The 26,987-nt window shown below is 62.9% G+C and carries 30 protein-coding genes; 19 read left to right on the top strand and 11 right to left on the bottom strand.

All coding sequences use genetic code 11. The annotated features are described in order from the left end of the window. Positions 1 to 9: 9 nt before the first annotated feature. The 6 genes from ACFO3E_RS20805 to ACFO3E_RS20780 are packed head-to-tail and all read right to left on the bottom strand — an operon-like array spanning position 10 to position 6,071. Positions 10 to 1,005, bottom strand: a complete 996-nt coding sequence (locus ACFO3E_RS20805; protein ID WP_066527274.1) for a type II secretion system F family protein — start codon at positions 1,003 to 1,005, stop codon at positions 10 to 12. A gap of 58 nt (positions 1,006 to 1,063) precedes the next feature. Next, positions 1,064 to 2,347 carry a pilus assembly protein CpaE gene (locus ACFO3E_RS20800; protein WP_380807177.1) on the bottom strand — a complete coding sequence of 428 codons (1,284 nt, stop codon included), beginning with the start codon at positions 2,345 to 2,347 and terminating at the stop codon, positions 1,064 to 1,066. A 2-nt stretch (positions 2,348 to 2,349) separates the two neighbouring features. Next, positions 2,350 to 2,991: a CpaD family pilus assembly lipoprotein gene (locus tag ACFO3E_RS20795; protein ID WP_066527276.1), complete on the bottom strand. Its 642-nt coding sequence runs from the start codon at positions 2,989 to 2,991 to the stop codon at positions 2,350 to 2,352. Positions 2,992 to 3,008: 17 nt separating this feature from the next. After that, positions 3,009 to 4,529 carry a type II and III secretion system protein family protein gene (locus tag ACFO3E_RS20790; RefSeq protein ID WP_066527278.1) on the bottom strand — a complete coding sequence of 507 codons (1,521 nt, stop codon included), beginning with the start codon at positions 4,527 to 4,529 and terminating at the stop codon, positions 3,009 to 3,011. 1 nt (position 4,530) lies between these two features. Continuing rightward, positions 4,531 to 5,547: a Flp pilus assembly protein CpaB gene (cpaB, locus tag ACFO3E_RS20785; RefSeq protein WP_066527279.1), complete on the bottom strand. Its 1,017-nt coding sequence runs from the start codon at positions 5,545 to 5,547 to the stop codon at positions 4,531 to 4,533. Positions 5,548 to 5,597: 50 nt separating this feature from the next. Continuing rightward, the gene (locus tag ACFO3E_RS20780) at positions 5,598 to 6,071 is read right to left on the bottom strand and encodes an A24 family peptidase (protein WP_066527280.1); all 474 of its coding nucleotides are present in this window, start codon (positions 6,069 to 6,071) and stop codon (positions 5,598 to 5,600) included. Between the two features lie 49 nt (positions 6,072 to 6,120). On the opposite strand from ACFO3E_RS20780, the gene ACFO3E_RS20775 reads away from it, so the two are divergent. The 3 genes from ACFO3E_RS20775 (at position 6,121) to ACFO3E_RS20765 (ending at position 8,832) form a co-directional block, all read left to right on the top strand. Continuing rightward, positions 6,121 to 7,077, top strand: a complete 957-nt coding sequence (locus ACFO3E_RS20775) for an alpha/beta fold hydrolase (protein ID WP_066527283.1) — start codon at positions 6,121 to 6,123, stop codon at positions 7,075 to 7,077. Continuing rightward, entirely contained in the window at positions 7,074 to 8,177 is a 1,104-nt protein-coding gene (locus tag ACFO3E_RS20770; protein ID WP_066527285.1) for an NAD(P)/FAD-dependent oxidoreductase, read from the top strand. The genes ACFO3E_RS20775 and ACFO3E_RS20770 overlap by 4 nt, the downstream gene beginning before the upstream one ends. A 289-nt stretch (positions 8,178 to 8,466) precedes the next feature. Next, a complete protein-coding gene (locus ACFO3E_RS20765; protein ID WP_066527290.1) occupies positions 8,467 to 8,832 on the top strand; it encodes a UrcA family protein in 366 nt (121 codons plus the stop codon). Between the two features lie 36 nt (positions 8,833 to 8,868). On the opposite strand, the gene rnhA is transcribed toward ACFO3E_RS20765, so the two are convergent. The 3 genes from rnhA to ispH all read right to left on the bottom strand — a co-directional run bounded on the left by rnhA (position 8,869) and on the right by ispH (position 11,315). After that, positions 8,869 to 9,315, bottom strand: coding sequence for a ribonuclease HI (gene rnhA, locus ACFO3E_RS20760; protein WP_066527292.1), 447 nt, complete (start codon positions 9,313 to 9,315; stop codon positions 8,869 to 8,871). A gap of 73 nt (positions 9,316 to 9,388) precedes the next feature. Further along, the gene (thrB, locus tag ACFO3E_RS20755) at positions 9,389 to 10,363 is read right to left on the bottom strand and encodes a homoserine kinase (RefSeq protein ID WP_066527294.1); all 975 of its coding nucleotides are present in this window, start codon (positions 10,361 to 10,363) and stop codon (positions 9,389 to 9,391) included. Positions 10,364 to 10,367: 4 nt separating this feature from the next. Further along, on the bottom strand, positions 10,368 to 11,315 hold the full coding sequence (ispH, locus tag ACFO3E_RS20750) for a 4-hydroxy-3-methylbut-2-enyl diphosphate reductase (RefSeq protein ID WP_066527300.1): 948 nt from the start codon (positions 11,313 to 11,315) through the stop codon (positions 10,368 to 10,370). A 154-nt stretch (positions 11,316 to 11,469) separates the two neighbouring features. On the opposite strand from ispH, the gene ACFO3E_RS20745 reads away from it, so the two are divergent. The 9 genes from ACFO3E_RS20745 (at position 11,470) to tatC (ending at position 18,773) form a co-directional block, all read left to right on the top strand. Continuing rightward, entirely contained in the window at positions 11,470 to 12,078 is a 609-nt protein-coding gene (locus tag ACFO3E_RS20745; protein ID WP_066527303.1) for a hypothetical protein, read from the top strand. 159 nt (positions 12,079 to 12,237) lie between these two features. Continuing rightward, positions 12,238 to 13,965: an arginine--tRNA ligase gene (gene argS, locus ACFO3E_RS20740; protein ID WP_066527305.1), complete on the top strand. Its 1,728-nt coding sequence runs from the start codon at positions 12,238 to 12,240 to the stop codon at positions 13,963 to 13,965. A 20-nt stretch (positions 13,966 to 13,985) separates the two neighbouring features. Next, the gene (locus tag ACFO3E_RS20735) at positions 13,986 to 14,696 is read left to right on the top strand and encodes an SPOR domain-containing protein (protein WP_066527307.1); all 711 of its coding nucleotides are present in this window, start codon (positions 13,986 to 13,988) and stop codon (positions 14,694 to 14,696) included. A gap of 110 nt (positions 14,697 to 14,806) precedes the next feature. Next, complete coding sequence (nagZ, locus tag ACFO3E_RS20730) at positions 14,807 to 15,820, top strand: beta-N-acetylhexosaminidase (protein WP_066527315.1); 1,014 nt, start codon at positions 14,807 to 14,809, stop codon at positions 15,818 to 15,820. A gap of 67 nt (positions 15,821 to 15,887) precedes the next feature. After that, on the top strand, positions 15,888 to 16,670 hold the full coding sequence (locus ACFO3E_RS20725; RefSeq protein WP_066527317.1) for a segregation and condensation protein A: 783 nt from the start codon (positions 15,888 to 15,890) through the stop codon (positions 16,668 to 16,670). Next, entirely contained in the window at positions 16,667 to 17,260 is a 594-nt protein-coding gene (gene scpB / locus ACFO3E_RS20720) for an SMC-Scp complex subunit ScpB (RefSeq protein ID WP_066527319.1), read from the top strand. The genes ACFO3E_RS20725 and scpB overlap by 4 nt, the downstream gene beginning before the upstream one ends. Positions 17,261 to 17,289: 29 nt before the next feature. Next, on the top strand, positions 17,290 to 17,529 hold the full coding sequence (locus ACFO3E_RS20715) for a twin-arginine translocase TatA/TatE family subunit (protein ID WP_066527325.1): 240 nt from the start codon (positions 17,290 to 17,292) through the stop codon (positions 17,527 to 17,529). A gap of 30 nt (positions 17,530 to 17,559) precedes the next feature. Beyond that, positions 17,560 to 17,991, top strand: a complete 432-nt coding sequence (tatB, locus tag ACFO3E_RS20710; protein ID WP_066527332.1) for a Sec-independent protein translocase protein TatB — start codon at positions 17,560 to 17,562, stop codon at positions 17,989 to 17,991. Beyond that, a complete protein-coding gene (gene tatC / locus ACFO3E_RS20705) occupies positions 17,988 to 18,773 on the top strand; it encodes a twin-arginine translocase subunit TatC (RefSeq protein WP_066527334.1) in 786 nt (261 codons plus the stop codon). The genes tatB and tatC overlap by 4 nt, the downstream gene beginning before the upstream one ends. A 53-nt stretch (positions 18,774 to 18,826) precedes the next feature. Here tatC and ACFO3E_RS20700 read toward each other — a convergent pair whose 3' ends face one another. Beyond that, complete coding sequence (locus ACFO3E_RS20700) at positions 18,827 to 18,955, bottom strand: entericidin A/B family lipoprotein (RefSeq protein WP_066527336.1); 129 nt, start codon at positions 18,953 to 18,955, stop codon at positions 18,827 to 18,829. Positions 18,956 to 19,296: 341 nt separating this feature from the next. Then, entirely contained in the window at positions 19,297 to 20,226 is a 930-nt protein-coding gene (locus ACFO3E_RS20695; RefSeq protein ID WP_066529214.1) for a cell wall hydrolase, read from the bottom strand. Between the two features lie 161 nt (positions 20,227 to 20,387). On the opposite strand from ACFO3E_RS20695, the gene ACFO3E_RS20690 reads away from it, so the two are divergent. From ACFO3E_RS20690 to ACFO3E_RS20660, 7 genes are all read left to right on the top strand, one after another. Beyond that, on the top strand, positions 20,388 to 21,383 hold the full coding sequence (locus ACFO3E_RS20690; RefSeq protein WP_066529219.1) for a cysteine synthase A: 996 nt from the start codon (positions 20,388 to 20,390) through the stop codon (positions 21,381 to 21,383). Positions 21,384 to 21,424: 41 nt separating this feature from the next. Further along, positions 21,425 to 21,730, top strand: a complete 306-nt coding sequence (locus ACFO3E_RS20685; RefSeq protein WP_066529216.1) for a hypothetical protein — start codon at positions 21,425 to 21,427, stop codon at positions 21,728 to 21,730. A 363-nt stretch (positions 21,731 to 22,093) separates the two neighbouring features. Beyond that, positions 22,094 to 22,972: a Gldg family protein gene (locus tag ACFO3E_RS20680; RefSeq protein ID WP_380807172.1), complete on the top strand. Its 879-nt coding sequence runs from the start codon at positions 22,094 to 22,096 to the stop codon at positions 22,970 to 22,972. A 201-nt stretch (positions 22,973 to 23,173) separates the two neighbouring features. After that, the gene (locus tag ACFO3E_RS20675; RefSeq protein WP_066529221.1) at positions 23,174 to 23,671 is read left to right on the top strand and encodes a division/cell wall cluster transcriptional repressor MraZ; all 498 of its coding nucleotides are present in this window, start codon (positions 23,174 to 23,176) and stop codon (positions 23,669 to 23,671) included. After that, a complete protein-coding gene (rsmH, locus tag ACFO3E_RS20670; RefSeq protein WP_066527344.1) occupies positions 23,668 to 24,627 on the top strand; it encodes a 16S rRNA (cytosine(1402)-N(4))-methyltransferase RsmH in 960 nt (319 codons plus the stop codon). The genes ACFO3E_RS20675 and rsmH overlap by 4 nt, the downstream gene beginning before the upstream one ends. Then, a complete protein-coding gene (locus tag ACFO3E_RS20665) occupies positions 24,624 to 25,274 on the top strand; it encodes a colicin transporter (protein WP_066527348.1) in 651 nt (216 codons plus the stop codon). Before rsmH ends, ACFO3E_RS20665 begins: the two co-directional genes overlap by 4 nt. Next, positions 25,274 to 26,986 carry a peptidoglycan D,D-transpeptidase FtsI family protein gene (locus ACFO3E_RS20660; protein ID WP_066527351.1) on the top strand — a complete coding sequence of 571 codons (1,713 nt, stop codon included), beginning with the start codon at positions 25,274 to 25,276 and terminating at the stop codon, positions 26,984 to 26,986. The genes ACFO3E_RS20665 and ACFO3E_RS20660 overlap by 1 nt, the downstream gene beginning before the upstream one ends. Position 26,987 lies beyond the last annotated feature (1 nt).

The raw sequence follows: 26,987 nt of genomic DNA, 5'->3' as shown, positions 1-26,987 counted from the left end.
TCTTCCCCGTCAGATCTCGAAGTTGATCATCTGCGCCATGATGAAGACGCCGATGCCCATCCAGCACATGCCGCCGACGCCGATGACCTGCATCGTCGATAAGCCGAAGACGCCCGCCGGATCAGGCGTGAAGAAGGGCGCCATATATTGGAAGTTGATGTAGCAGATCATGCCGAACACCAGGAACGGCAGCGCCCCGATGATATAGGCCGACGCCTTGGATTCGGACGACATGGCCCGGATCTTGAGCTTCATCTGCGCGCGCTGACGCAGCACCGTGGCCAGGTTCGACAGCGTTTCCGCCAGGTTGCCGCCTGTTTCGCGCTGGATCGCCAGGCTGATGACGAAAAACTGGAACTCCGGCGTACCCAGGCGGTCTGCGGTTTCCTGCAAAGCCTGATCCATGGTCTTGCCGATCTTTATCCGTTCGGTGATCAGCTTGAATTCCTCGCCCACGGGGCCCGGCACTTCGCTTGCGACCACGCCCAGCGTTTCGGTGATAGGCAGACCCGATCGCAGGCCGCGCGTCAGCAACTCCAGCGCGTCGGGGAATTTGGTGGTGAAGTTCTGCACGCGCTTTTTGATGAGACGCCCGACCCACAAATGGGGTAGCGCAAGGCCCGCCGCCAAACTGACCATGATCGCCAGCAGCGGCGCGAAGCCGCGCAGGAACAGCAGCGCGCAGAGCAACAAGAAGATGACGGCGCACGCCGTCATATACTGGCTGACCGTCCACTTCTTGCCGGTCATCCGTATGCGTTTGGCCAGGTTTTCCGGATTGGGCACCAGCGATACGAGCATCTTCATCTCGCTGCCGGTCTGCCGGTTCGAGATGGCCTTGCGCATCCGCGCTTCCATCAGGGCGTCCGTCGAACCGCTATGGCGCTCGCGGATCAGTGCTACCCGCCGCTTGCTCGCCTTGTCGGCGGACGGTCCGCCAAAGGCCATGACGAGCAACCCAAGGAAGCTCGACATCAATATCATCAGCAGGAGGACATTGCCCATGTGATCGCCCGTTCCGTGGAGGGATCACGCCACCCAGGAAGGCGGCGCGATCTTCAAATCAAGCCCTGGTCTTGTCCTTGCGAGCCGGGATCAGGCTTTTGAGATCGCCGATCTTGCCGAGCAGGGAGTCGCCCTTCTTTTTCGAAGCCTTGCCTTCACCAGCCGCTTCACGCTCATCCGCTGCGCCGACCACTGCGTCGAGCAGGGTTGCGCAGGCTGCGCCGACCTTGCTGCCCTTGGCCGTCTCCGCCAGCGTCTTGCCGAGCTTGGCGGATTGAGCGGCTATCCGCAGGTCAAAGGGGATCACGATATCGACCTTGCGTTCGATCGACGTTTCGAAATCCTTGCGGCTGATTTCCGGCACGCCCGCATGTACGCGGTTGGCGACCACCAGCACGCGGGACTGGGGCGCGTTGGTCTTCAGCCAGGACAGGATCCGGATCGAATCGCGGGCGGCGGCCAGCGTCAGTTCGGTCACGACCACCGCGACATTGACGTCGCTCATCAGGTGGGGGTGCTGAATAAGCATGTGGCGCGGCAGATCGATGATGCTGCATTCGAATGCGGCGCGGAACTCTTCCAGCAATTGGTAGAAAGCGCCGCCGTCCGTCAGCATTGGCTGGCTGATCGGCGCTTCCGCCGACAGAATGGCCAGCGTGTCGCTCGCGCGGACCATGGCCCGTTCGATGAAGAGGCCGTCGATGCGGCTTGGGTTATCGATGGCGTCAGTCAGGCCGCGGCCCGGCTCCAGGTCCATCGCCAGCGCATTGGTGCCGAAGTGAACGTCGAGGTCCAACAAAGCGGTCGGGCGCTTCTGCTTTTCAGACAGCAGCCAGCCGAGCGATGTCGCGATGCTGGATGCGCCCACGCCACCGCGCGTCCCGATGACCGCGGCGGTCATGTGCGGACGTTCGGGCGCGGCATCGCGAGGCGCGAAAAACACGGCCTGCGCCTGGGCCAGCGCGTCACGCAACTGGTCCGCGCCGAAGGGCTTGAGCAGATAATCCTGAATGCCGCTGGCGAGCAGGTCGCGGTACAGGCGTACGTCATTGACCTGTCCGGCCGCGATCACGACCGTTCCCGGTTCACACACTTCCGCCAGGCTGTTGATGTCGTTCAGCGGATCGCCGCTTTCGGACATGTCGATGAACAGGATCTGCGGAGATGCGCTGATCGAAAGGCTCTGTACGGCATTGCGCATGCCGCCCTTGTTCACCTTTTCCGGCGCCCAGCCCATTTCAGCCGCGATCTGACTCAACAGATCATGACTATGATCGTCGCACACAAAGGCGTGGAAGGGGTCGCGCTGTCCAGACATGGCAGGTTTCCAGGGTGCGTCCATGATCAGCGTCCTAAGTTCTTGAGATCGCCCGAACCGGTCGGCGTCTTGTCGCGATAGGTCGAAATCGCCCGATTGGATGTTGCGGTGCGCAGGTCGCTTTCGCTGCTCTGGCCACGGACAAAATCCTCCGGGTTGGCGACCATGGCGGCCAGATTGCCGTTGACGCCACAGCCGAAATTGGACGTCGCCCCCAATCGGATATCGGTCTCGCTCTTGCTCGACCAATCGGGGCAGCCGGGAACGCGCGCGGTAGCGCGGCGCACGACCAGACGGACGCTGCCCGCGGGCGCCGCGCCTGCAGCGGCCGAACTGTCTTCGCTCACCAGCATGCCGTGATGGGCCACAACATCGGCGATGCCGTCGCGCAGCGTCGGGCTGTAATAGGCGTCGGTCACGATCGCGACCTGATCGCCATAACCCAGGCCGATGGATGCGAACCAGTCGTCCAGACGGCGCGCTTCGGAAGCGGAAAGGCTGCCGTCCGGCCCGGCCTGCACATCATAGGTGTAGGCGTCGTGGCTGACGACCGGCTGATGGACCGATTCGACGCCGCGATTGACGCTGGTCTTGCAGGCGGCGAGAGGCAGAGCCAGCAGGGCGAGCGCGCCGAGGCGGACGATATTCTTTGCGGACATGGAAGTCATGACGGTCGTCCTTCCGATCAGAAGCTGAAGCCGGGAGCGGCGGCTGATTTGGCCGAACGCTTGCCCTCATCGCGAGATGCCACCGCCGGAAGCGGCGCGGACGCCTGCGGACCAGGGGCGGGAACTGGGCCAGTGGGTTCGCGGCGCGGCATCGGCGCCCGCGCGCCGCTCACCCCGTCATTACCCTGCTGGAACAGTAGGCCCTGGCCGACAGTGGCGTTGCGGAAGCCATCGGTTGGCAGGCGAGCTTCCGACGCATTCATCGGCTTCACCAGATAGGGGGTGACCAGAATAACCAGTTCGGTTTCATGCCGCTGGAAACGGCGCGACTTGAACAGGCTGCCAAGGATCGGGATTTCGCCGAAGCCTGGTGTTTTACTGATCGAATTGGCGGTGTCGTTGTTGAGCAGGCCGGCGATCATGAACGCCTGGCCCGATCCGAGTTCAACCGTGGTTTCGGCCGTCCGGCTCTTGAGCGCGGGGACGGTCGTGTTGACCGAAAAGTCCAGGCTCGACACCGTGGGACGCACGCGAAGCGAGATGCGCCCGTCGGCCAGCACGGTCGGCGTGAAGGCCAGCTGCACGCCATATTGCTTGAACTCGATGCTGTTGCCCTGCGTGCCGTTGCTGACGGTGTAGGGATATTCGCCACCCGCCAGGAAGCTTGCCGTCTCGCCAGACAGCGCGGTCAGGTTCGGCTGTGCAAGGGCAGTCGCAAGGCCGCTGGATTCAGCGAGATCCAGCGCACCGGCAACGTCCATGCCCAGCAGGTTCGCGACGAAGCCAAGCGAAGTGCTGCCATCGGACGGTTGGTTGAAGGTGTACGTGGTGCCAGTGGCGCTTGTGGAGCGCGATACGAAGTTGCGATCAGCGCGGCCGATGCTGTCGATTACTCGGCCAGGGCCGTTCGCGAGCGCAGAGATATTGACCCCGATCTGGTGACCAAGGTCGCGGCTCACTTCGGCGATCTTCACCTGCAGGTTGACCTGAAGCGGCGTCGCGGTGCGCAGGCGGCTCACCACCGTCACCTCCTTGCCGACGAAAGCTTGGGTCAGGCGCTCGGCCTCGGCGGCGTCCTCGGGGGCGGCGACCGTGCCGGTCAGCAGGACCATGCCGTTCATCTTGTTTACCGCAATGTCGGCACCCGGCATCGCCAGCTTCAACATGTCATCGATGCTGGTCAGGTTGTTGCCGACCCGGACCGTGCCGGAAAACAGCACCTTGCCATTGGTTGCGGTGACGAACACGGTGGTTTCGCCCGCCGCCTTGGCGATCAGGTAAAGCTGGTTCTGCGCGCGGACATGGACATCGACCACATTGGGGTCGCCGATCACCACGTCGGACATCTTGGCGTTGAGGTTGATGACCTTGCTGCCGCCCACGGACATCAGGATCGCATTGTCCTGCGTGGAAGCGGGCGCGGCATTGAGGGCCGTCGTGGGCGTCGCAGCCATGGCGACCGCCAGGCCCAGCGCGATCGCGGGGCCGACGAGCGGCTTCACCGCCGCCTTGCCCGCGTGAAGGTTGAAACGCTTCATCTTACTTCCCCCCGACCGGAACAACGGTCACATTGGTGCCGCGCGCCACGCGGATCACTGGTCCGCTGGCCACGCCCGTTCCAGCCGGAGCGCCCCCTGCGGGCACGGCGGCGGCAGCGGCAGTCTGCAGCGGCTTGGCGGGAACGGAGCTGCGCTGGTAGCGAGACACGTCGGCGCCGGTGGAATAGGTGCCGCCCTTATCGACCGGGCGAGCGGCGAGCTTGGCGATGATCTTCTTTTCCGCATTCGGATTGGTCGCATCCGCCATATCGACGTCGGAACCCGCAATAGCGGCGTCGAGGTCGGACGCATTGTCCGCGATCGAGCGCAGCGTCAGCGAGAGCGAGCCGATGGTCTGCGCCACGGCGATCTTCTCTGCGATCTTGGGCGTCACTTCGATGGTGACGTTGGAATAGGTTTGCACGACCGGCTTGCCGTCCGCACCGAGCGCGTCCATGCGCTGGTCGGTGGCGAGCACGCGCAGGTTGCGCAGGATGGTTTCGGAAACCTTGAGCGGTTCACCCTCGCCACCGCCCGAAACGCTCTGCGTCAGCATCAGATCGACGCGGTCACCGGGGAAGACGAAGCCCGCAACCGAATTCTGCGCCGACACCGGCACGGTGACAGCGCGCATGCCCGGCCCGAGTGCAGCGGCGAGGAAGCCCCGCTCACCCGGTTTGATGACCGAACCGACCGTCATCGGCTGACCGGCGGAAATGGCGGTGCGCACGACGCTGCCCACCAGCTTGGTGGGATCGGCCTGGCCTTGGAGATAATAGGCTTGCTCGACCAGATCCTTGGGCCAGGGCTGGAAGCGGAAGCTTTCCGCGTCCAGGATGGTGCCCACCGGCAGCGCCTTGGTCGCGACCAGCACATGGGGCTGATCCGCTTCCACCGGCATGGATGAGGCACTGGCTTGCGGCGCGCCCGACGAACTCAGCATGTTGCGCGCGAGAAGGGCTGTTGTGACCGCTATGATGAGCGCCCCCGCCAGCAGCACGATTTTCTTGCCGTCCATGATGAAATTCGTCTCCCTCAATCAGGCGAGTTGCGCCCGAGCCCCGAATTTTACGCAAAATGGTTAAGATATCGTTCGCCAATCAACCAAAGGGCGGCGACGGATATTGCGATACCGTAAGGAATTTGGGGCTGTCCCAGCGTTCTGGTCATGCGGTGATGGGCCACGGTGATGATCGTCACCACGCCACCGATCAGCGCCATGACCATCAGCATCGACAGCATGGCGGCCCATGGGAACCACAGCGCCAATGCCCCCAATAGCTTGACGTCTCCGCCTCCCATGCAGCCCATGGCGAAGAGCGTCGCGAACAGGGCGAACACCACCAGCGCGACGCCGACCTGCAGCGCCATGCCCGGCCAGACCGGCAGCCCGCTTGCTATCCACCAGAGCGGGGCCAGTGCGGCAATGCCCAGGTTCAGCCGGTTCGAAATGATGCGCGATCGCAGATCCGTCACCGATGCGATGATCAGCAGCAGGCCAAGGGCGCATAACAGCGCCAGTTTGAAATATTCCCCCGTCATGAATCTAAACCCTAGACCCGATGGCTTACCAAACCGTAACCATGCGCCCATGGATTCGCCCGCCTCCTTTGCCCCGGCCTTCGACCGTCGCGCCTGGCCGATGAACGGTCGGCTCGATTATTGGACGGCGCCTGACGGCTGGCGTCTGCGCCGCTACCGTTTGGGCGAGGGGCAGCGGGGCCAATTGCTGATGCTCGGCGGGCGCGGCGACATGATCGAAAAATATCTGGAAGTGATCGATCATTGGGCAGGGCGCGGGTGGGCCGTCACCGCCCTGGATTGGCGCGGGCAGGGGGGATCGGGAAGGCTGACCGGCGATCCGCTTTGCGGTCATATCGACGACTTCGGCCAATGGATCGGGGACCTGAAGGCGTTCGTTTGCGAGTGGCGCGGGCAAGCGCCGGGGCCTTGCGCCATCGTCGCTCACAGCATGGGCGGCCATCTGCTGCTGCGGGCGCTGGCCGAAGGCATGCTGCCGCCGGACGCCGCGGTCGCCATTGCGCCGATGATGGACGTTCGCACCTCGCCCTTGCCCCGCTGGCTCGCGGCGGCGATCACGCGATCTATGTGCGCACTGGGCCTGCAGAGCCGCCAGGCGTGGACGCAGAAGGAAGAGTCGGAGCGGCAGAGGATCATGCGGCAAAAGCGGCTGACGCATGATCCGGAACGCTACGCCGACGAGCTGTGGTGGCGCGACCATAGCCGCGACGTGGCGCTCGGGCCGCCAAGCTGGCGCTGGGTTGCGCAGGCGCTGCAATCGACGCGGGCGTTGGAGCAGGGCGGCAGGCTGGCCCAGATCTCCGTGCCGCTGCTCATCCTGGCGACGGAGATTGACCGGCTGGTTTCCACGCCCGCCATCCGAAGGATCGCTGCCCAAATCCCGGGCGCGCGCCTGCATGTTTACGGCCAGGAGGCTGCGCACGAGATATTGCGGGAGTTGGACCCCGTCCGGCTCGACGCCCTGCGGCGGATCGATGATTTCCTGGATGAAGTAGCGCCCGCATGAACCGCTTTGACATCGTCATCGTCGGCGGCGGTATCGCCGGCGCGAGCCTCGGCGCGGAACTCGCGGGCAAGGCGTCCGTGCTGATCCTGGAGCGAGAGGATAGCGCAGGCTATCACGCAACCGGCCGCTCCGTCGCCTTTTGGGAAGAAACCTATGGCGGCCGCATGGTGCAGCCATTGACCACGGCGTCGGGGCCATTGCTGCGCTCGCCCGCTCCGGACTTCTCTCCGCGCTCCTTTCTCTCGCCTCGCCGTACCTTGCACATCGGCCGTGCTGGGGATGAGGCTGCACGCGACCGGCTGATGGAAGAGTTTTCCGATCATGTTGAACTGCGCCCTGTCGATCCCGCCGCCTTGCTCCCTGGTCTGCGCCCGCAATGGATATTGGGGCTGCTCGAACCCGCCGTGTGCGATATCGACGTCGCGGCGTTGCACCAGGCTTATCTGCGGCGGTTTCGCGCAAGGGGCGGAGAGTTGCGGGTGGGCCTGTCCCTCGAAAGCGCCGGCAGAGGCCCTGCGGGATGGCGGATACAGACCAGCGAAGGCGCGATCGACTGCGGCATCCTCGTCAACGCGGCGGGCGCGTGGGCCGACGATGTCGCGCAGCGCAGCGGCGTGGCGCCCATCGGCATCACCCCCATGCGGCGAACCGTTGTCCAACTGCGCGTGCCCGCCATGCCCTCTGCCGATCTGCCCTTGGTCATGGACCTTTCCGCCCGCTTTTATTTCAAGGCTGCGGGAGAGGGGCGCCTGTGGCTGACTCCCCATGATGAGGAACCCTCGCCCCCCTGTGACGCCGCGCCCGAAGAATTGGCGGTGGCGGAGGCGATTGCCCGTTTCCAGGAAGCCGTCGATTGGCCGGTTGAAGCTGTAGAGCGCAAATGGGCGGGCCTGCGCAGCTTCGCGCCTGATCGCGCGCCCGTCTTGGGCTTCGACGCCCACACCCCAGCCTTCTTCTGGTTCGCGGGACAGGGCGGTTTCGGCATCCAAACCGCTCCAGCGGCTGCCTTGCTTGGCGCCAGTCTGCTGACCGGGGAAGCAGCGGACGATGCTGTGGCGGGGATCGAAGCCACGGCATATTCGCCGAGGCGCTTTGGGTAGCGAACGATGGCGCAGTCCTCCCGCAGTTGGGTGACAGAGTGTCGTCATCCCAGCGAAAGCTGGGATCTCGCCGCCGAGGCGCACTTCGCGGGACGATGAGGAAAGAGGCACAGTTTGACAAATGCGCCGCTCCCGACCCCGGAACGAACCACCCTCCTTCACGTTAAGTCATCGGCCGCCCGCGCGCAGATGTGCAACAATAAAGAAGCGGCCAATCCTTGATTAGGAGGATGCCGTCATGAGAAAGTCGGTATTATCAGCTTCAGCTCTGATCTTATCCGGACTGTTTATGGCAAGCAGCAGCGTCAGCTTTGCTCAGAACAGCGAGGAAATCACTGTCGTCGGTAAAGCGCCGGACAGTGTGCGTTCGCTCTCCCAGGCCGTCAGTTATGCCGATCTCGACCTCAGCACCAAGGCGGGAAGGGACGAGCTGCGTCATCGTTTGTCTCTCACCGCCCGCTTCCTGTGCGAAAAGCTCGGGGAAGCGGACAGCGGCTCGCCGGTCGTACCCTCATGCCGCGATGCTGCGCTGAAGGATGCGACGACGCGAGCAGGGACTATCGAGGAAGGCTTTGCGCCACGTGGCACGACCTGGGTCGCTGGCAATCCTTGGCAGCCGCCCTATCCGGCTGATTGGTCCAAACGCTATCCTTGAGCCATCGCGTGAAGGGGGGCGCAGCCAAGCGCTCCCCTACGCCCGGAAGCTTTCGGCGGCCGCGCAGGCGAGTTGGTCGGCGCGTTCATTCTCCGGATGACCTGCGTGACCCTTTACCCATTGCCAGTTGATCTGGTGCCGTGCTGCCGCGGCGAGCAGCGCTTGCCATATCTCGCCATTTTTCACTGGCTTTTTGTCGGCGGTCTTCCACCCGTTTTTCTGCCAGCCGAAAACCCATTTGGTGATCCCGTCCATGACATATTTGCTGTCGGTGTAGAGCGTCACCCGGCAAGGGCGTTTGAGGGCGTTCAATGCTTCGACCGCCGCCATCATTTCCATCCGGTTGTTGGTGGTCATCGCCTCGCCGCCGGAGATTTCCCTCTCCTTGTCGCCAAAGCGTAGCACCGCGCCCCAGCCGCCCGGCCCGGGATTGCCCTTGCATGCGCCGTCCGTGAAGATTTCGACTTGGGGCAGGTCGGTCATCCCCGCCTCCGTTCGTTTCGAGCGAAGTCGAGAAACGGATGCGCTTGAACCGAACGGAATAGGAAATGGGTTTTCACGCCGCCAGCAACTCCGCACCGGCATCCGCGTAGAAATCGAGCCGCCGCAGATAGGCGAGTGGATCCTTACGCGTCACCAGCGCATCGGGCGGCGTATTGATCCAGTCATAGGCACGCGTCAGCAGGAAACGCAGCGCCGCGCCCCGGCAGAGCGTCGGAAAGGCCGCCCGCTCCGCATCGGAAAGCCCGTGCGCCGCCTGATAGCCCGCCAACAGAGCGTCCGAACGCTCGGCGAAGAACTGCGCCCCGTCATTGCTGAAGCACCAGGCGCTATGCGTCACGGCGAGGTCATAGGCGCGAATGTCGGTGCAACTGAAATAAAAGTCGATAAGGCCCGTCACCTCATCGCCGAGCATCAGTACATTGTCGGGAAACAGATCTGCGTGGATCACCGAATGCGGTAGATCGGCCGGCCAATCGGCGTCCAGGAAGGCCAGTTCCTCCGCGACCCGTTGCCCAAGCCCCGGTGTGATCTCGTCGAAATGCTCCCCGCACTTCGCTGCCAGATCATGCCATCCGGCAATGTCCAGCGCATTGCGCCGTTCGCTTGCAAAGCCTTCCGCCGCGCGGTGCATCTGCCCCAGCGCCGTGCCAGCTGCCCGAGCCTGGGCCGCCGTCGGTTCGGTCAGGGATATGCCGGTCAGGAACTCGATCAGGCAGGCGGGCCGTCCACCCAATTGCTGAAGCCGCTTGCCCTCCCGATCGGCGATGAAGCGCGGCACCAGACAGCCGCGCGCGCCCAAATGATCGAGCAGGTCCATGAAGAACGGCAGGTCCGCCTCATCCACCCGCTTTTCGTAAAGCGTCAGGATGTAACGGTGGCCGCTGCCGTCTGCGCCGGTGGTTTCCAGCAGATAATTGCTGTTCTCCACCCCTTCGGCGATGCCCTTGGCCGAAACCAGCCGTCCGGCGTCATAGCGGCTGAGAAAGGCGTCGATCTCCTCGGCGGGAACATGGGTATAGACCGCCATCGTCTTACGCCGCCTCCAGCCCGCGGGGCAGTTTGAAGGAGATGCTTTCGCGCGCCGTTTCCACCTGCTCCTCCGTTACGTCGAACCGCTCCGCAAGCCGGTCCACGACTTCGCGCACCAGCACTTCAGGAGCGGACGCTCCAGCCGTCAGGCCCAATGTCCGGACATTCTCCAGCCAGGCGAAGTCGATGTCATCGGCGCGCTGGATCAGGCGGGCGGGCGTGCCTTCGCGTTCGGCGACCTCGACCAGGCGCAGCGAGTTGGAACTGTTGGGCGCCCCGATTACATAGAGCGCGTCGCAACGAGCCGCGATGGCCTTGACCGCGCTCTGCCGGTTCGACGTCGCGTAGCAGATATCCTCGCCCTTGGGCGCATGGATCGTCGGGAAACGGCGCTGCAATGTCTCCACTATGGCGGCCGTATCATCGACCGACAGCGTCGTCTGCGTCAGGAAAGCAAGATTGTCAGGGTTGGCGGGCGTGAACGCTTCGGCATCCTCGACCGTCTCGATCAAAGTCATATGGCCGGCATCGACCTGGCCGAAGGTGCCGATGACCTCGGGGTGCCCCTTGTGCCCGACGAACAGGATATGGCGGCCTGCCTCGACCTGCCGTTCGGCCTGCCGGTGGACCTTGCTGACCAGCGGGCAAGTGGCGTCCAGATAGTCGAGCCCGCGTTCTTCCGCCTTGGTGGGCACGGCCTTGGGCACGCCATGGGCGGAAAAGACGACCGGCACGCCATCGGGCACCTGGTCCAGTTCCTCGACGAAGATCGCGCCCTTCGCCTTCAAAGTATCGACCACATATTTATTGTGGACGATCTCGTGCCGGACATAGACAGGGGCGCCATATTTTTCGATCGCCTTCTCGACGATGATGATGGCGCGGTCGACACCTGCACAAAAGCCGCGCGGCGCGGCGATCAGCAGCTTCAAGGGAGAACGGGCGGTCATGGCTGCCGCTTAGGCCAATGTCGCGCCGGAAGGAAGGGGTGAGGGACGGGCGGGCGTTCCTTTCGGTTGCGTGAGCGGCGGGGTGCGGATAAGAAGCCCCAGCCTGTTCCCAAGGGATTGCCTCGTGACCTTTTCTCGACTTGCGCTGACTGGAATGCTCGCCCTTGCCCTCGCAGGCTGTTCGCGCCGGGGGGAAATCGATCCCACGGGCGGCATCGTCGCCGTCCGCTCGGCCTGCCCGGTCGCCGCGATCCCTGCTTATACGGGTGACATCACGCTCTTCAATCCAACGGGCAGCACCGATGCGCGCGCGATCGACGTGGTCGCGGACATCAGCAATCTGCGCTCCACCTGCTCGGAAGGCGCGCAATTCTACAGCGAGGCGACGTTCGCCGTGAACGCCCGCCGCACCGACGCCACCGCCGCCCGGCAGGTGACGCTGCCCTTCTTCTCCGCCGTCGTCCGTGGCGGCAACGCCGTGGTGGCCAAGCGCGTCGGACAGGTCGTGCTCGACTTTCCCGCGGGCCAGTATCGCGCCACCGCCACTGCCAAGGCTGGCTCCTATGTCGATAAGGCCGCCGCCACGCTGCCCGCCGACATCCAGGCCAAGATCACGCAGAAGCGCAAGGCGGGCGATGCCGACGCGGCGATCGATCCCTTCGCCCAGCCCGATGTCCGGGCTGCGCTGCAACGAACCAGCTTCGAGCTGCTCGTGGGTTTCAATCTGACCCAGGATCAACTCCGATATAACGCGACACGCTAAGAGCCCAGCCTACCTAATCCAATGCCGTTCGTGCTGAGTAGGGGCTGAGCGAAGTCGAAGCCCCGTATCGAAGCATGGGTGCGTAGCAGTCCTTCGATACGCCATTCGACAAGCTCGATGGCCACTCAGGACGAACGGTTATGTCAGGACCGTTTGCCCATGTCCCTCTACATCCGCTTCACCGCCCATCTGAACGCCGTGCTCGACGCGCTTGAGGCTGACGGCGCGCTGTCTGCAGGTCTCAACCGCAAGCCCGTCACGGTCGAGCCGCCCCGCGATCCCAGCCATGGCGACCTAGCCACCAACGCCGCGATGGTCCTCGCCAAGCCCGCCGGCACGAATCCGCGCGCGCTGGCCGAACAGATTGTCGCCGGCCTCGAAAAGCTCGAAGAGGTGGAAAGCGCCGCCATCGCCGGCCCCGGCTTCATCAACCTGAAGCTCACCGACGCCATCTGGCGTGCCGAACTCGCCGCCATCCATGCAGAGGCGGATGAGTATGGTCGCTCCGACGCGGGCGAAGGGGTGACGGTCAATGTCGAATATGTCTCCGCCAACCCCACAGGTCCCATGCATATGGGCCACTGCCGGGGCGCCGTGGTGGGCGACGCCCTTGCGACCCTGCTCGAATATGTCGGGCACAAGGTCATCCGCGAATATTATATCAACGACGCAGGCGGCCAGGTCGATGTGCTCGCCCGCTCCGCCCATGTCCGTTATCGCGAAGCGCTCGGCGAGAATGTCGGCGAAATCCCGCAAGGGCTCTATCCAGGGGACTATCTCGTCCCGGTGGGCCAGGCGCTCGCCGCCGAATATGGCGACACATATGTAACCGCCCCGGAAAGCGACTGGCTCGTCCTCTTCCGCACCAGGGCGGTCGCGGCGATGATGGAGATGATCCGCAGCGATCTCGCCCTGCTCGGCATCCATCACGACGTCTTCTCCTCCGAAGCCGAACTTCAGGCCGCCGGAAAGCCCGAAGCCGCCGAACAATGGCTACGCGCGCACGACCTCGTCTATGACGGCGTCCTCGAAGCTCCGAAGGGCGAGACGCCCGAAGATTGGGAGCCCGTCGAACTTCCTCTCTTCCGTTCCACCAAGTTCGGCGACGATCAGGACCGCCCGATCAAGAAATCCAACGGCGGCTGGACCTATTTCGGCGCGGACATGGCCTATCATTTCCAGAAGGCCCAATCCGCGGACCAGCTGATCGACATCTGGGGCGCCGACCATGCGGGCACAGTGAAGCGTATCCAGGCCGCCGTCGCGGCCCTTACCGAAGGCAAGGCGCGCTTCGACGTCAAGCTCATCCAGATGGTCCGCTTGCTACGCGATGGCGAGCCGGTGAAGATGTCCAAGCGCGCGGGCAATTTCGTGACGCTGGCCGATGTGGTCCGCGAAGTCGGCAAGGACGTCGTCCGCTTCACCATGCTGACGCGCAAGGCCGACGCCCAGATGGACTTCGACTTCGCCAAGGTCGTGGAGGCGTCGAAGGACAATCCCGTCTTCTACGTCCAGTACGCCCATGCCCGCATTTCCTCGCTCGGCCGACGCGCGCAGGAGGCCGGAATTGAACTTCCTGCGCCCGATCTGTCCCGCCTTGGGACTGCGGAACTTAACCTGATTAAGTTAGCGGCGCAGTTCCCCCGGGTGGTCGAAGGCGCGGCATCAGCCCGCGAACCCCACCGTATTGCCTTTTATCTCAATGACTTGGCGTCTGAATTCCACAGCTGGTGGAATTTAGGCAATGACAATCCGCGCGCTCGGGTCATCCTGATGGATGATTTTGAGACAACATCCGCGCGCCTTTTCTTAAGCCGCGGAATCGGGCAGATCATCCGTAACGGTCTTGCCCTGATGGGCGTGGCCGCATTGACGGAAATGCAATAGCCAGGCGGAGGCAAGGGAAAATGGGCGACTTTGCGAGGGGGCGGCTCGATCTGGATGACGAGGAGCGTCTGCCCTGGCTCGAGCCCGGTATTGAAGATGAAGAGCAGGAAGGGCTTTCGCCTGTCCGCCTGCTCGGCTTCATCCTCTGCGCCCTTGTTCTGCTCGGCGGCGTGGTTGCGGGTGTCTGGCTGCTCAAGAACCGATCCACCGGCGGCGGTGAGGGCAAGCTGATCGCTGCACCCGCTGCCGATTACAAGGTCCCCGCCAGCGAAGCCGACGCCAAGAAGTTCGAGGGCGAAGGCGACGCCAGCTTCGCCGCCAGCGAAGGCGTTGTCCGTGATGGCCGCATCGATCCCAGCCGCGTACCCGAAGCGCCCGTTATACCGACGGCTCCCGCCAAACCGCGCCAGGCCGCTCCCGGCAAGCCCGCGCAAAGCGTGACCACACGCGTCGCGGACGAAACCAACGTCCGCCCCGCCACCAGCCAGCCCGCCAGGACAGGCGGCGCGGTGATTCAGCTCGGCGCCTATGGCAGCCAGTCCGGCGCCCGTGACGCCTGGACGCGGCTGTCGAAGCGCTTTGCCTATCTCGCGCCGCTCACCATGTCGGTCGAACCCACGGAAGTCGGCGGCAGCACCCTCTACCGCCTCCGCGCTACCGCAGGCGCTCAAGCCAATACCCTCTGCGGGCGGCTCAAGGTCGCCGGAGAAAGCTGCCTGGTGGTGAACTAACCACCTTATGCTCCCTCTCTCCTTCAGGGGAGAGGGAAACAGATCGCGTTTAAACTCCCTCCAAACAACCCCTTCGACAGCACGCTCCTTCGCCGCTACCATCGCGACCCATGAAACCGGTAATCTTCGGCCTCTCCGGCGAAACTCTCACCACCGATGAACGCGCCTTCTTCGCCGACGCGCAGCCAGCGGGCTATATTCTGTTCCGCCGCAACATCGTCGATCGCACCCAACTGCGCGCGCTGACGGACGACCTCCGCGCGCTCCATGGCCGCGACGACCTGCTCATCATGATCGATCAGGAAGGTGGCCGCGTCGCTCGCATGCAGGCGCCGGTCTGGCCCAGCTTTCCGCCCGGCGCCATATTCGATCGCCTCTACGACCTCGCGCCTTCCAGCGCGATCGCAGCCGCCCGCGCCAACGCCCAGGCTATCGCCGTCACGCTTGCCGAAGCCGGGATTACCGTCGATGCGCTCCCCCTGCTCGATGTACGGCAGGAGGGGGCAAGCGACATCATGGGTGATCGTACGTTGGGAGCCGAACCCATGCGCGTCGCTGCGCTCGGCCGGGCGGTCATCGAAGGGCTTGCCGAAGGCGGCGTGGTGGGCATCGTCAAGCATATGCCTGGCCACGGCCGCGCGATGGTGGACAGTCATCACGAACTGCCGATCGTCACCGCCGATGAAGAAGCCCTGACGACCGACCTTGCCCCTTTCCAGGCGCTGAAGGATGCCCCGATCGGCATGACCGCCCATGTTGTCTATACGGCCTGGGACCCGGATCTTCCGGCAAGCCTCTCGGCCTCGGTGATTGATACGATCATCCGCAAGCGTATCGGTTTTGACGGCCTGCTCATGTCCGACGATCTCGATATGAAGGCGCTGAACGGTAGCATCCCGGAACTCGCCGCCGGGGTGGTGGCGGCCGGATGCGACCTTGCGCTCAATTGCTGGGGGCGGATGGATGATATGGTGGGGATCGCCAATCTCCTCCCGGAGATAAGCGCTGCATCCAAAGCCCGCCTGGATCTGGCCATGGTCCGCGCCAGTTTGGAAAAGGACAGCCCGCCGCTCGACCAGCTTCTCGCCATCCGCGACACCCTGCTGGCGCTGGTGCCCGCGTGAATCGACCACTCAAATCCTCCCCTGTAAAGGGAGGTGGCAGGCAAAGCCTGACGGAGGGGTATCACGCATGAACGACCTCTTCACGCCGCCGCCTACGCCGCGCCCCGACATGCTCACCGTCAGCTTCGAAAGTTGGGAAGGGCCGCTTGATCTGCTGCTTGCCCTGGCCCGTAGCCAGAAGGTCGATCTGCGCGAAATTTCCATCCTCGCGCTGGTCGAACAATATCTCACCTATATTGAGGGTGCGCGGAAGCTGAAGCTGGAACTGGCGGCCGACTATCTCGTGATGGCCGCCTGGCTCGCCTATCTCAAATCCTCGCTGCTTCTTCCCAAGCAGGCCCAGCCCGATCCCAGTCCCGAAGAACTGGCGCTCCGCCTTCAATTGCGCCTCCAGCGGTTGCACGCGATGCGGGAGGCAGGCGCGCGGCTGATGGCGCGAGATCGCGTTGGCCGTGACGTATTCGTCCGCCCCCGCCCGGAAGGGCTGCGCCTCGTCCGCAAAGCGAAATGGGCGGCCAGTCTTTATGATCTGATCCAATCCTATGGGCAGGTTCGCGCGCGGACACAGCCGGCCGTCCATATGGTTGCTGTCCGCCCGGTCATGACGCTCGATGAAGCGATCCAGCGCGTCGGTGCGCTCGTCGGCTCGGCGATCGACTGGACGACGCTTGAATCTTTCCTGCCCGATGGTCAGGATGGGCCGATGGCGAAATCGGCACTCGCCAGCAGCTTCGTCGCCGCGTTGGAACTGGCGCGACAGGGGCGGCTGGAAATACAGCAGGAAGGTATTTTCCAGCCCATCTACCTGCGGGCCGCTTTGCCGGATCAGGGCGGAGCACGGCTGCTATGATGCCAGAGCCCGATGATTTCCTCCGTGCAGTGGAAGCGGCGCTGTTCGTTGCCGAGACGCCGCTCACTCCTGCCGAACTGAGGCTGCATGTGGGCGAAGCCGGGGATTTGCCTGCCGCCCTTGCTGCATTGTCGGACCATTATGCCGGGCGCGGCATCAATCTGGTGGAGCGGGGTGGGCGATGGCATTTCCAGACTGCGGCCGACCTCGCCCATATCCTGCGTCGGGAAAAGGACGAAACTCGCAAATTGTCCCGGGCGGCGATGGAGACGCTCGCGATCATCGCCTATCATGAGCCCGTCAGCCGCGCCGAGGTGGAGGCCATTCGGGGCGTCCAGGTCGCCAAAGGCACGCTCGACGTGCTGATGGAGGCGGGTTGGGTCCGCCCTGCCGGGCGGCGCGAAGTTCCGGGCCGTCCGCTCATCTATGCGACCACGCACGAATTTCTGTCACATTTCGGCCTTAGCAGCCGCCGGGACTTGCCGGGTATGGACGATCTGCGCGCTGCGGGATTGCTCGATCCGGTCGATCTTGCGCTGGAGGGCCTGGGTGCCCAATCCGTTCTGGAAAATGATGAGGAAGAAGCTTAGAAAGGGCTTCGATACAGGAGAAAGTCAAAATGGGTTCCTTTTCGCTGATGCACTGGGTCATCGTTCTCCTGGTGGTTATGCTGCTGTTCGGCGGCGGCCGTATTTCCGGGCTGATGGGTGACGTCGCCAAGGGCATCAAGAGCTTCAAGAAGGGCATGGCCGACGATGATGACGGCATCACGCCTGCCAAGCCTGCGACGCGGATCGAAGGTCATCGCGTGCCTGAGCAGGACGCACCGAGCGCCACCGAAGAAAAAACCAAGGCCTGATTATTCTTCACGCCCAAACGGTAGGCGCGCATGTTTGATATCGGTTCGTCCGAACTTCTGCTGATTGTGATCATCGCTGTGGTCGTGATCGGCCCCAAGGATTTGCCGCGCGCGCTTTACAAGGTAGGGCAGATCGTCGGCAAGGCGCGCGGCATGGCGCGCCATTTCCGTACCGGCATCGACGCCATGGTGCGGGAAGTCGAGATGGAAGAACTCGAAAAGAAATGGGCCGATCAGAACCGGCGGATCATGCAGGAACATCCCGCCGACGGGTCGGCAGCTCCGGCAATGGAGCCGCTGGCTTCTCCGGCTACCGCGTCTGCTCCCGGCGCTGACGCATCTCCACCTCCCTTTGTCGCCCAGTCGGCGCCTGCCGCCACGCCTGCGCCCGCGCCTGCCGCAGACGGACCGCCTTATATCGCAGCGCAACCGGCTACGGGTAAGGGTGACGCTCCGGCATGAAGGACATTGATGATACGAAAGCGCCGCTGCTCGACCATCTGATCGAATTGCGGGGACGCCTGCTGAAATGCGTCTGGGCGCTGTTCCTCACAGGAGCCGTCTGCTTCTATTTTTCCGACAAGCTTTTCGCCTTCCTGGTTCACCCGCTGAAGGAAGCCTTTGGGGACGGTGGCGGGCGGCTCGTCTATACAAAGCTGTACGAAGCCTTTTTCGTGCAGGTGAAAGTGGCGATTTTCGGCGCTTTTTGTCTGTCATTCCCGATCATTGCGAATCAGCTCTGGGCCTTTGTCGCACCGGGCCTTTATGCCAAGGAAAAGAAGGCGTTACTGCCTTTCCTGATCATGACGCCGGTGTTGTTCCTGATGGGCGCCAGCCTCGCTTATTACGTCGTCATGCCGATGGCGTTTCATTTTTTCCTGCAATTTCAAGGGAATAGCGGCGGCCTCACGGTCGAGGCTCTACCAGGCACCGACGCCTACCTTACGTTAGTCATGCAGTTCATTCTTGCATTTGGCATCAGCTTCCTCATGCCGGTGCTGCTGATGCTCCTCAACCGCGCAGGTTTGGTCACTCGCGCCCAATTGATCGGCCTCCGTCGGTACATGATCGTCGCCGCCTTCATACTGGCGGCGGTTCTCACCCCGCCCGACGTCGTTTCGCAGCTCATGCTCGCCATTCCGCTGCTGTTGCTCTACGAAATCACCATCCTGGCGATCTGGTTCACCGACCGCAAACAAGCCCGCGAAGCCGCGGCGGCTCAAACAACCGACCTGTCCACCTGACAAAAAAAGGCCCGCCAGAGCGGGCCTGCGAGGGTGGGAACCGTTTACTGCGCCTACTGCGCTGCGTTTTCCACGGCCTGGCCAGCGCTCTGCACGTCTTTGCCAGCGCCTTCCACGGTGTTGCACGCTGCTACCATCAGCGAACCCGTAAGCAGCAGGGCGGCAAGGATCTTCCTGGTCATGATCGTCTCCTTGAAAAACTAATGCCGGACGGCCGCGCTATCCGGCGGCTGGGAGGAGAACCCACAGCCGGGAATTACGTTCCGCAGCCGGAAATATCTCTGATATCAGGAAGATCGCCCAAAAAATCTGAGCCCGGAACGCGTCGGGGGGGGAGATGCGTTCCGGGCTCATGTTTTTTTGGATAGCAAGAGCGGGGGGCAAAAGATTTGCTATCCGGTATGCAGAACCCCTCATCCCGCTATTTGGTTCCGTCCGTTCCGCCGCACGAAAAATTTTTTTATTCTTTTTAGATTCAGCGCCTTGGTCGGATTCCTACGCTCTAAAACAAGAGCCGTGCCGATCAAATAAGTGGCCGTCCGCTGTTGCGATATTCCGGGCGGATGGTGGAAGGAGGCAGGCTATCCTCGACCTCAGGACCGCTCGGTATGGGCAAATCTCTGATCTCGACCGGTGAGGGAGGAGCGTGGCCTCTATAGATTGGCGTCGGCCAGCTTCGAAGAGAGGGTCCCGATTGCCACTCGCGGCCGGCATAGGGCACCCGGAACGCGGCCTCTGTGCCATGAAAGCCGGGACTGCTGTAAAAGATATGCGCGCCGATCACCGCAACGGCGCGCTTGGCCGCTGCCCATCCGGGCCTCACTGCCAAGGTATGATAAAAGGTGGCCAGCCCGACCGGCGCATAGACACGCCCCGCAAGAGCCTGCTCCGCAATGCGGCGTGCACGCGCCCAACTTTGCATATGGCTTGCTCGCCCCATGGAACCGTCGCAACTGAAGGTGAACTGGCAGCGGGAATCACTCCGCTCCGACCCCTCATAGACGACTCCGCACACGCTATGCGGCCAGAGCGGGCTGCGCACACGGTTCAGCACCACCTGCGCGACCGCTCGCTGCCCTTCCTCAGGCTCATTGCCCGCCTCATAATATATTGCTGATGTCAGGCAGTTGACCGCGCGATAGCTATCGAGCGGCGTCAGCCCTCGAAACGTGGTCATTGGCGCTGCCTGGACGGTATCGAGTTTCAGGACATGTTCGCTGTTTCCTGCGACGCTGGGCACATCCTGGAATATATCGTCGGCAAAGAAATAGGCGGAACCCGGGAAATTCTCGCCCGGCCTCTCCGCCACGTTGTTTCTTCGCGTCGCGTCAGCCAGAACGTCAAGCGGCGCGGCTGTGATCAGGCGCGGCACGGCAAGCGCCGTCAGCGCCAGGGCGGCCCACGCCGCATGCCGTAATCGCCCGCCTGCCATATTCCAGCCCGTCAGCCTCATGAATCCTTGCGGCAAATGCGCCGCCGCCATGTGTTAGCGCAAAAGCCTTGCCACTTTCTTCCCATCAAGGCAGCGCGCCGAGAGGCATTGCAACCGGCTCTTTGGGTGGACCAGCATTCCCTTGCTTGGCAAGCGTGCATCTGCTCCGCTATGCGGGAGCAATGCTAGTCCAGAATGATAGCCTCGCCCTGATTGGCAACACGCCGATGGTGCGCCTCGCCGTTCCGTCGGAAGAAACCGGATGCGACATCTACGCCAAATGCGAGTTCGCCAATCCCGGGGCTTCGGTTAAGGATCGCGCCGCGCTGTTCATCGTCAATGATGCCGAGGAAAAGGGGCTGCTGACCCCCGGGGGCACGATCGTCGAAGGGACGGCGGGGAATACCGGAATTGGCCTCGCCCTCGTCGCAAATGCCAAAGGCTACAAGACGATCATCGTCATGCCCGAGACGCAAAGCCGCGAGAAGATGGACACTTTGCGCGCCCTTGGTGCGGAGTTGGTCACAGTGCCCGCAGCTCCCTATTCAAATCCTGGCCATTTCGTCCACACCTCCCGCCGTATCGCGGAAGAGACGGAGAATGCGGTCTGGGCCAACCAGTTCGACAATATCGCCAATCGCAAGGCGCATATCGTCGGCACGGCAGAGGAAATTTGGACCCAACTGGATGGGCAGATCGATGGTTTCACCTGCGCTGCCGGCACTGGCGGAACGATCGCGGGGGTGGGCCTCGGACTTAAAGCGCATGATGAGAATATCACCATCGCGCTGACCGATCCTTACGGGGCGGCGCTCTACAATTATTACGCGAATGGCGAATTGAAGGCAGAGGGGTCGTCGGTTGCTGAAGGGATAGGGCAGGGGCGCATTACAGCCAATCTGGAAGGCGCGCCGATTGATACGCAATTTCGTATTTCGGACGAGGAGGGACTGCACTGGGTTGAGCGACTGCTGGCGGAAGAGGGGCTGTGCCTCGGGCTGTCGTCCGGCATAAATGTTGCGGGCGCCGTGGCGCTGGCGCGGGAGCTTGGCCCGGGCAAGCGGGTCGTCACCATCTTGTGCGACACTGGATTCCGTTACCTTTCGACCCTTTATAACCGCGAGTGGCTGGAATCGAAGGGCTTGACGGTGTTCCCCTGGCTCGCGCACAATCGTTGATCGCCGACAAGGGTCGCGGCGACGATAAAAAGAGCGCTTCGATGGCTGAACATCCCCGCCGGCAGGAAGGGTTGCAGCGTGTCCAGATTGGCCTCACCGGGCTGGCGGGCGTGGTGCTCCTGGTAGGCTTGGCCAATATCGTGATCGACAAGGCGCGGATCGATGATCCGGCGGTGCCGCCGCCCACCGTGCCCACCTTGGACCTCAATGCCGTTGCGCCTAAGGAACCGCTGGCGGAGCTTGGCGTCCAGCCAGCACCTGAACAGCAACCGATCGTTCCGGATTTGCAGCCCGATCCCAATCTCAGAAAGCCGATGGATCGCGATCCGCAATCCTCCGGCCGCTGACCTGCGAACAGGCAGCACTTCATGATAGTGGCGCTGCGTACATTCGCGATGCTCTGCGCCGGGCCGCTGATCATTTTGCTCGGCGGACTTCCTGCACTGTTGCGCACAGGCCAAGTCGATCTGCGTGCCTGGGTTTGGCCAGCGTTGGTCCTCATCATTATCGCGGCGGCCCTGCGGGCGAGGCGCAGCGTCCTTCATGCCATCTGGGCTGGCTTGGGAAGCGTGGGCACAGTGCTGCTTTTTGCATGGCTTGCAACCGGGCGTTTGTTCGATCTTTGGCCTCTAGCCTGGTTAGGCTTGACCGTGCTGCTCGCTCTGGGCTCCGGCATATTCATAATAGGCCAGCGCTGGCTCGGCCTAGGCTTGGCCGGGCTGGCGGTTCTTTCATGCGGGCTCGCTGCCGATCCATCGCTTGAATGGGCAAGAGAGCGGCCGGCGTTAGCGGTGATCAGTGCGTTGCCTCTCTTTTGGCGCGAAGGAGAGGGGGGCGTTCAAGCACGCGAGGATGCGCCGATAATCCGAATATTGCGTCAGCGATTCGATGTCCGGCCCGTAGATAGTCCCCTGTCTCCAAAGATGCAGCGCGTGGATGCATTATTGTTGGCGCAGCCGCGCGCCATGTCGGCCGATGAGCTGCTCGCTTTAGACGGTTGGGTGCGCGGCGGCGGCACGATGCTGCTCTTCGCCGATCCTCTGCTGCGCTGGCCTTCGTCCTTGCCATTGGGGGATCGCCGCAGAGCGCCACCCGTCAGCATGCTCGCTCCGGTGCTGGGTCACTGGGGTGTTGAATTGCGGTCGCCATCATACACCGGAGAAAAGCGCCAAATGCTTGCTGACGGCCGTTTGCTCACGACCATGGCGGCCTCGTCCTTTGCGCTCCGTAGAAATTCGAACTGCCGGACTGAGCATGAGGCATTGGTTGCGCGCTGTATGATCGGCCGCGGGCAAGCTGTCCTCGTTGCGGATGCCGACCTGATAGATGACCGGCTGTGGTTGGCGGATGAGGCGATGCCACTGAAACGGGGTGCATGGACTGCTGACACTGCTGGTTTCGTTGTTAAACAGCTGGGCGATGGGTCGATAGAGCCTCGGGTTTGGGTGACGTCCCTCGTGGGACTGACGACCGCTTTGCGCTGGGCGCTCATGGCCGGGATTTCTTGGGCGATCATGGGAAGCGTTCTTCTATCCCGGCGCAAAGGGCCATTCCTCCTTCGCCCTCTGCAAGCCGAAGCCTCGACTTAGCCCTGAATAGAGAATAAAATCAGAACAAACCAAGATTTCCCAAAATCTCCCGACTTTTCCCTTTTCTTGAGGCCCGCCGCTTGGTATCTAAAAGCCATAGGGGTTTGTCAGGCTTTGGTTAGTCCTGTGCGCCGACCGCAATGACGCGGTTTGGTCGATGGCGGCCTGCACCCTTGCGAACAGAGGGGCAGTCGTCCGAACGTGTCGGAAATCATTCTCTTTACGGGCAACGCGTTCAGCGTCGCGGACGGCAAAGGCCGTTTCGTGCTGCCCCTGGAGATGCGCCGACAGGTCAAGCTGTCCAGTGGCGGCGAAACGCGGCTGTATCTTTCCGTCCACGGCGACAACCCCTGCGCCACGGGCTTTGGAGAGTCTCACCGCCGCTTTCTATTCACGGAAGTCGAGGAACTTGCTCGTGAAGCGCGGACTGCTGGCCGCGACTATAATGCCGATCTCGAACTGGAACGCCGCCTAGGCACCATTGAGGAGGTCAATTTCGACGATGGTGGGCGCTTCGCCATGCACCCGGATATCAAAGACGAATATGGCATCGCTGATGCCGTATTTTTCTATGGCGTGGGCCGATACATCCAGATCTGGAAGCCGGAAACGCTTGTTGACAGCAAGGATCGGCCGGAACTGATCCGGAACAAGGTCCGCCGTTGGCTGGATCAGCGCGCCGCCGGAGGCGTAAAGTGACCGCTGCTGCCAATCCGGACCGCCATATCCCCGTTCTGCTCGATGAAGTGTTGGACGCTCTCGCCATTAACCCCGGCGAGTTGCATGTCGATGGCACCTTCGGCGCGGGTGGCTATTCGGGTGCCATGGCGGACAAGGGTGCGAAGGTTTTCGCCTTTGATCGCGATCCGGATGCGGTTCACGAAGGGCAGGCGCTGGCCGCCGAAAAAGGCATCACGCTGATCGCTGGTGAGTTTTCCCATATGGGCGAGTTGCTGGACGAACTGGGCGTGTCGTCGGTGTCCGGCGTGACACTCGATATCGGCGTGTCTTCGATGCAGCTCGACCGGCCGGAGCGGGGCTTTTCCTTTCAGTCGGACGGCCCCCTTACCATGACGATGAGCCAGAGCGGGATGAGCGCCGCAGACTTCCTGAACAATGCCCCTGAGCAAGAAATTGCCGACGTCCTCTATCGTTATGGTGAGGAGCCACGCTCGCGGCGGGTCGCCCGCGCGATCGTGGAGGCTCGTCCGCTGGAGCGGACCAGCCAGCTCGCCAGCGTTGTACGCCGCGCCCTGGGCCATAAACCCCATGACAAGAAAGACCCTGCGACCCGGACATTCCAGGCAGTTCGCATCCATGTGAATCGCGAATTGGAAGAATTGGAACGCGGGCTGGAAGCGGCTGAGGCTATCCTGGAGGAGGGTGGGCGGCTCGCCATCGTTACTTTCCACAGTCTGGAAGATCGCATCGTCAAACAATTCCTGCGCAAACGCAGCGGTGGGGAGGGAGCAGGATCGCGCCATCTGCCGGAGCGTCGAGCCGGCGCTGAGCCCACCTTCCACAAGCCCGCAAAGGCGGTGCGCCCAAGCGAGGCTGAACTCGCCCGCAACCCGCGAGCCCGTTCGGCGACGCTGCGCAGCGCAGTTCGCACGGGCGCCCCTGTTTCCAGTCCGGCCCGGAGTGTGCGCCCATGATCGCCGTCAAGAGGTTGCAGAGCCTGATCTGGATCCTGCTCGTGGCGCTGGGCGCGCTGGGCGCCTATCTCGTGTCCCTTAAGGTCGCCACCGAGCGTAACGAGTTGATGAAGGTGCAGGCCCAGATCGCGCGGGCGCGGGCCGATATCCGATATCTGGAAACGGAATTCAGCGCGCGCGCCAGCATGCGGCAGCTTGAGCGCTGGAACCAGGACGACTTCATGTATGCTACGCCGACCGCCCAGCAGTATCTGGGTGGCGAGAGGGCGCTTGCGAACCTCGACGGCATTCAGCCCAACGGACCTGATTATGTCGCGCCGCCGGTGATGGTGGCGATGGTCCAAACCCCTGCCGATCTGCCGTCCGCCGCTCAGCCAACCCCGGCCAGCCCCGCAGCGACTCAGATCCGGAGCGACATAGCCGTCATTCGTGAAGCGCACGCCGCCGACAATGTTGACGCGGCCGCTAAGCCAACTCCTCGCAGCGCTGCGGAGAAGGCGAAGGAAGATGCGGACGTGTCCAAGCCAAATCCCGTCGCCCGCCGCGCCGAACGGATGGCGATGCTTGACGCCAAGCTGCTGGACGACAGCACCATGGGCGATATCAGCAGCAAGGCGGCGCGAGAGCGCAAGAAGGGTGCGCGCTGATGGCGACGATCATCGTTCAACCGGGTGGCGCCAGAGCGGGCAAGCAACGTGTCGATCTGACGGCGATCGCCCATAATCGGCTGATGTTGTTGCTGATCCTGTTCATGGCGATCACGGCTGTCGTGATCCTGCGACTCACCTGGGTCGGTATTTTCGCCCATGGCACGAGCGGTGGCGGCGACGCGTCTGGCCTCATTCCCGCACGCGCGGACATTGTTGATCGCAATGGCGTACCCTTGGCGCGGACCATGGACGCCTATTCCATCGCCGTTCGGCCTTCCAAGCTGATTGGTGAGCCTGCGGAACTGGCGCGCAAGCTGCACGAAATTTTTCCCGATGAGCCTGAAGCGGCCTTTTACAAAAAGCTGACCGGCAAGGGTTGGGCCTATCTCCGCCGCCGCGCCCTGCCCGAAGAAGTGGCGGCCGTAAACGCACTTGGTGAGATCGGCATTGAGTTTCCGCGCGAAAAGGAACGACTCTACCCCCAACGCAGCCTGGCTGCGCACATTTTGGGCTTTGCACCCAATGGGGAAGGGACGGGCGGTATGGGCGTGGAGGCGGCGTTCAACGATCGCCTGACCGACCCGGCCCTGCGGGGGCAGCCCTTCGCGATTTCCATCGACAGCCGGGTACAGGGCGCGCTTGAGAGCGAGCTTTACGCCCAGATGGTGTCTCAAAATGCTAAGGGTGCGGGCGGCGTCATCATGGACGCCAATACGGGCGAGGTGATCGCCATGGCGTCGATCCCCGTCTTCGACCCTAATAAGCTGCAAAATTACGCTGGAAAGAACTGCAGCGAATCGCCGCTCTGCAATCAAATTGTTCAGGCCCGTTACGAACTCGGTTCGACCTTCAAGCCCCTGTCGATCGCCGAGGCGATGGATCGCGGCGTCGTCACTTCCATGGCCAAGCGGTATGACGCGACTGCGCCGCTCGCCGTTGCGGGCTTTCACATCAAGGACGATCACTCTCTTGGTCGCTGGATCAACGTGCCGGAGATTTTGGTGCACAGCTCCAACATAGGCACCGCGCGTATTGCTGACGAAATGGGCGCCGCGCCCATGCAGCAACTGTTCCGCAACCTGCAGTTCGACCAACGGGCCCCCATCGAACTGAAAGAGCGCGCCAAGAGCTTGTGGCCTTATAATTGGGGCCGCATCACGACGATGACCGTTTCCTATGGCCATGGCATCGCCGTGACGCCGCTTCACCTTGCCGCTGCTTACGCTGCGCTGGTCAATGGCGGCATCTGGCGCCCGGCCACTCTACGCAAGCTGCACGCCAATGAAGTGCCCGAAGGCCATCGCGTCTTTTCCGCCGCTACGAGTGCACGGATGCGGCAGTTGTTGCGGATGATCGTTGCGGCGGGTACAGGTCGCAGCGCCGACGCCAAGGGATTCCGGGTGGGCGGCAAGACGGGTTCCGCTGAGAAGCCTGAAGAAGGCCGGTATAATAAGAGTTCACTGGTGACGACTTTCGCGTCCGCATTTCCGATGGATAATCCCCGCTACGTTGTGCTCGCCATGATGGACGAGCCCAAAGGCAACGCTCAGACTTTCGGTCTGAGGACGGCGGCCTGGACTGCCGCTCCGGTGGTAAAGCGCGTGGTCGAACGCACCGGGCCTATGCTGGGCGTTCTGCCGGACGAGCGGCGCGACGTAGATATTTCCGACCTCATGCCCCTGCTCGGGCAGGAAAAGGAAAAGCATTAAG

The organism is Sphingobium tyrosinilyticum (assembly GCF_042654265.1).
Lineage (GTDB): Bacteria > Pseudomonadota > Alphaproteobacteria > Sphingomonadales > Sphingomonadaceae > Sphingobium > Sphingobium tyrosinilyticum.
This window is presented reverse-complemented; position numbering and strand designations above follow the sequence as displayed.

Coding starts and splice junctions, on each gene's coding strand:
- ACFO3E_RS20725 (WP_066527317.1), top strand. CDS start 15,888: ATGAACGACCTCTTCACGCCGCCGCCTACGCCGCGCCCCGACATGCTC.
- rnhA (WP_066527292.1), bottom strand. CDS start 9,315: ATGACCGACCTGCCCCAAGTCGAAATCTTCACGGACGGCGCATGCAAG.
- ACFO3E_RS20790 (WP_066527278.1), bottom strand. CDS start 4,529: ATGAAGCGTTTCAACCTTCACGCGGGCAAGGCGGCGGTGAAGCCGCTC.
- ACFO3E_RS20780 (WP_066527280.1), bottom strand. CDS start 6,071: ATGACGGGGGAATATTTCAAACTGGCGCTGTTATGCGCCCTTGGCCTG.
- cpaB (WP_066527279.1), bottom strand. CDS start 5,547: ATGGACGGCAAGAAAATCGTGCTGCTGGCGGGGGCGCTCATCATAGCG.
- ACFO3E_RS20735 (WP_066527307.1), top strand. CDS start 13,986: ATGGGCGACTTTGCGAGGGGGCGGCTCGATCTGGATGACGAGGAGCGT.
- tatC (WP_066527334.1), top strand. CDS start 17,988: ATGAAGGACATTGATGATACGAAAGCGCCGCTGCTCGACCATCTGATC.
- ACFO3E_RS20715 (WP_066527325.1), top strand. CDS start 17,290: ATGGGTTCCTTTTCGCTGATGCACTGGGTCATCGTTCTCCTGGTGGTT.
- ACFO3E_RS20770 (WP_066527285.1), top strand. CDS start 7,074: ATGAACCGCTTTGACATCGTCATCGTCGGCGGCGGTATCGCCGGCGCG.
- ACFO3E_RS20745 (WP_066527303.1), top strand. CDS start 11,470: ATGCTCGCCCTTGCCCTCGCAGGCTGTTCGCGCCGGGGGGAAATCGAT.
- ACFO3E_RS20800 (WP_380807177.1), bottom strand. CDS start 2,347: ATGGACGCACCCTGGAAACCTGCCATGTCTGGACAGCGCGACCCCTTC.
- ACFO3E_RS20695 (WP_066529214.1), bottom strand. CDS start 20,226: ATGAGGCTGACGGGCTGGAATATGGCAGGCGGGCGATTACGGCATGCG.
- ACFO3E_RS20665 (WP_066527348.1), top strand. CDS start 24,624: ATGATCGCCGTCAAGAGGTTGCAGAGCCTGATCTGGATCCTGCTCGTG.
- ACFO3E_RS20765 (WP_066527290.1), top strand. CDS start 8,467: ATGGCAAGCAGCAGCGTCAGCTTTGCTCAGAACAGCGAGGAAATCACT.
- tatB (WP_066527332.1), top strand. CDS start 17,560: ATGTTTGATATCGGTTCGTCCGAACTTCTGCTGATTGTGATCATCGCT.
- ACFO3E_RS20795 (WP_066527276.1), bottom strand. CDS start 2,991: ATGACTTCCATGTCCGCAAAGAATATCGTCCGCCTCGGCGCGCTCGCC.
- scpB (WP_066527319.1), top strand. CDS start 16,667: ATGATGCCAGAGCCCGATGATTTCCTCCGTGCAGTGGAAGCGGCGCTG.
- ACFO3E_RS20690 (WP_066529219.1), top strand. CDS start 20,388: ATGCTAGTCCAGAATGATAGCCTCGCCCTGATTGGCAACACGCCGATG.
- argS (WP_066527305.1), top strand. CDS start 12,238: ATGTCCCTCTACATCCGCTTCACCGCCCATCTGAACGCCGTGCTCGAC.
- ACFO3E_RS20685 (WP_066529216.1), top strand. CDS start 21,425: ATGGCTGAACATCCCCGCCGGCAGGAAGGGTTGCAGCGTGTCCAGATT.
- nagZ (WP_066527315.1), top strand. CDS start 14,807: ATGAAACCGGTAATCTTCGGCCTCTCCGGCGAAACTCTCACCACCGAT.
- ispH (WP_066527300.1), bottom strand. CDS start 11,315: ATGACCGCCCGTTCTCCCTTGAAGCTGCTGATCGCCGCGCCGCGCGGC.
- ACFO3E_RS20660 (WP_066527351.1), top strand. CDS start 25,274: ATGGCGACGATCATCGTTCAACCGGGTGGCGCCAGAGCGGGCAAGCAA.
- ACFO3E_RS20805 (WP_066527274.1), bottom strand. CDS start 1,005: ATGGGCAATGTCCTCCTGCTGATGATATTGATGTCGAGCTTCCTTGGG.
- ACFO3E_RS20700 (WP_066527336.1), bottom strand. CDS start 18,955: ATGACCAGGAAGATCCTTGCCGCCCTGCTGCTTACGGGTTCGCTGATG.
- ACFO3E_RS20775 (WP_066527283.1), top strand. CDS start 6,121: ATGGATTCGCCCGCCTCCTTTGCCCCGGCCTTCGACCGTCGCGCCTGG.
- thrB (WP_066527294.1), bottom strand. CDS start 10,363: ATGGCGGTCTATACCCATGTTCCCGCCGAGGAGATCGACGCCTTTCTC.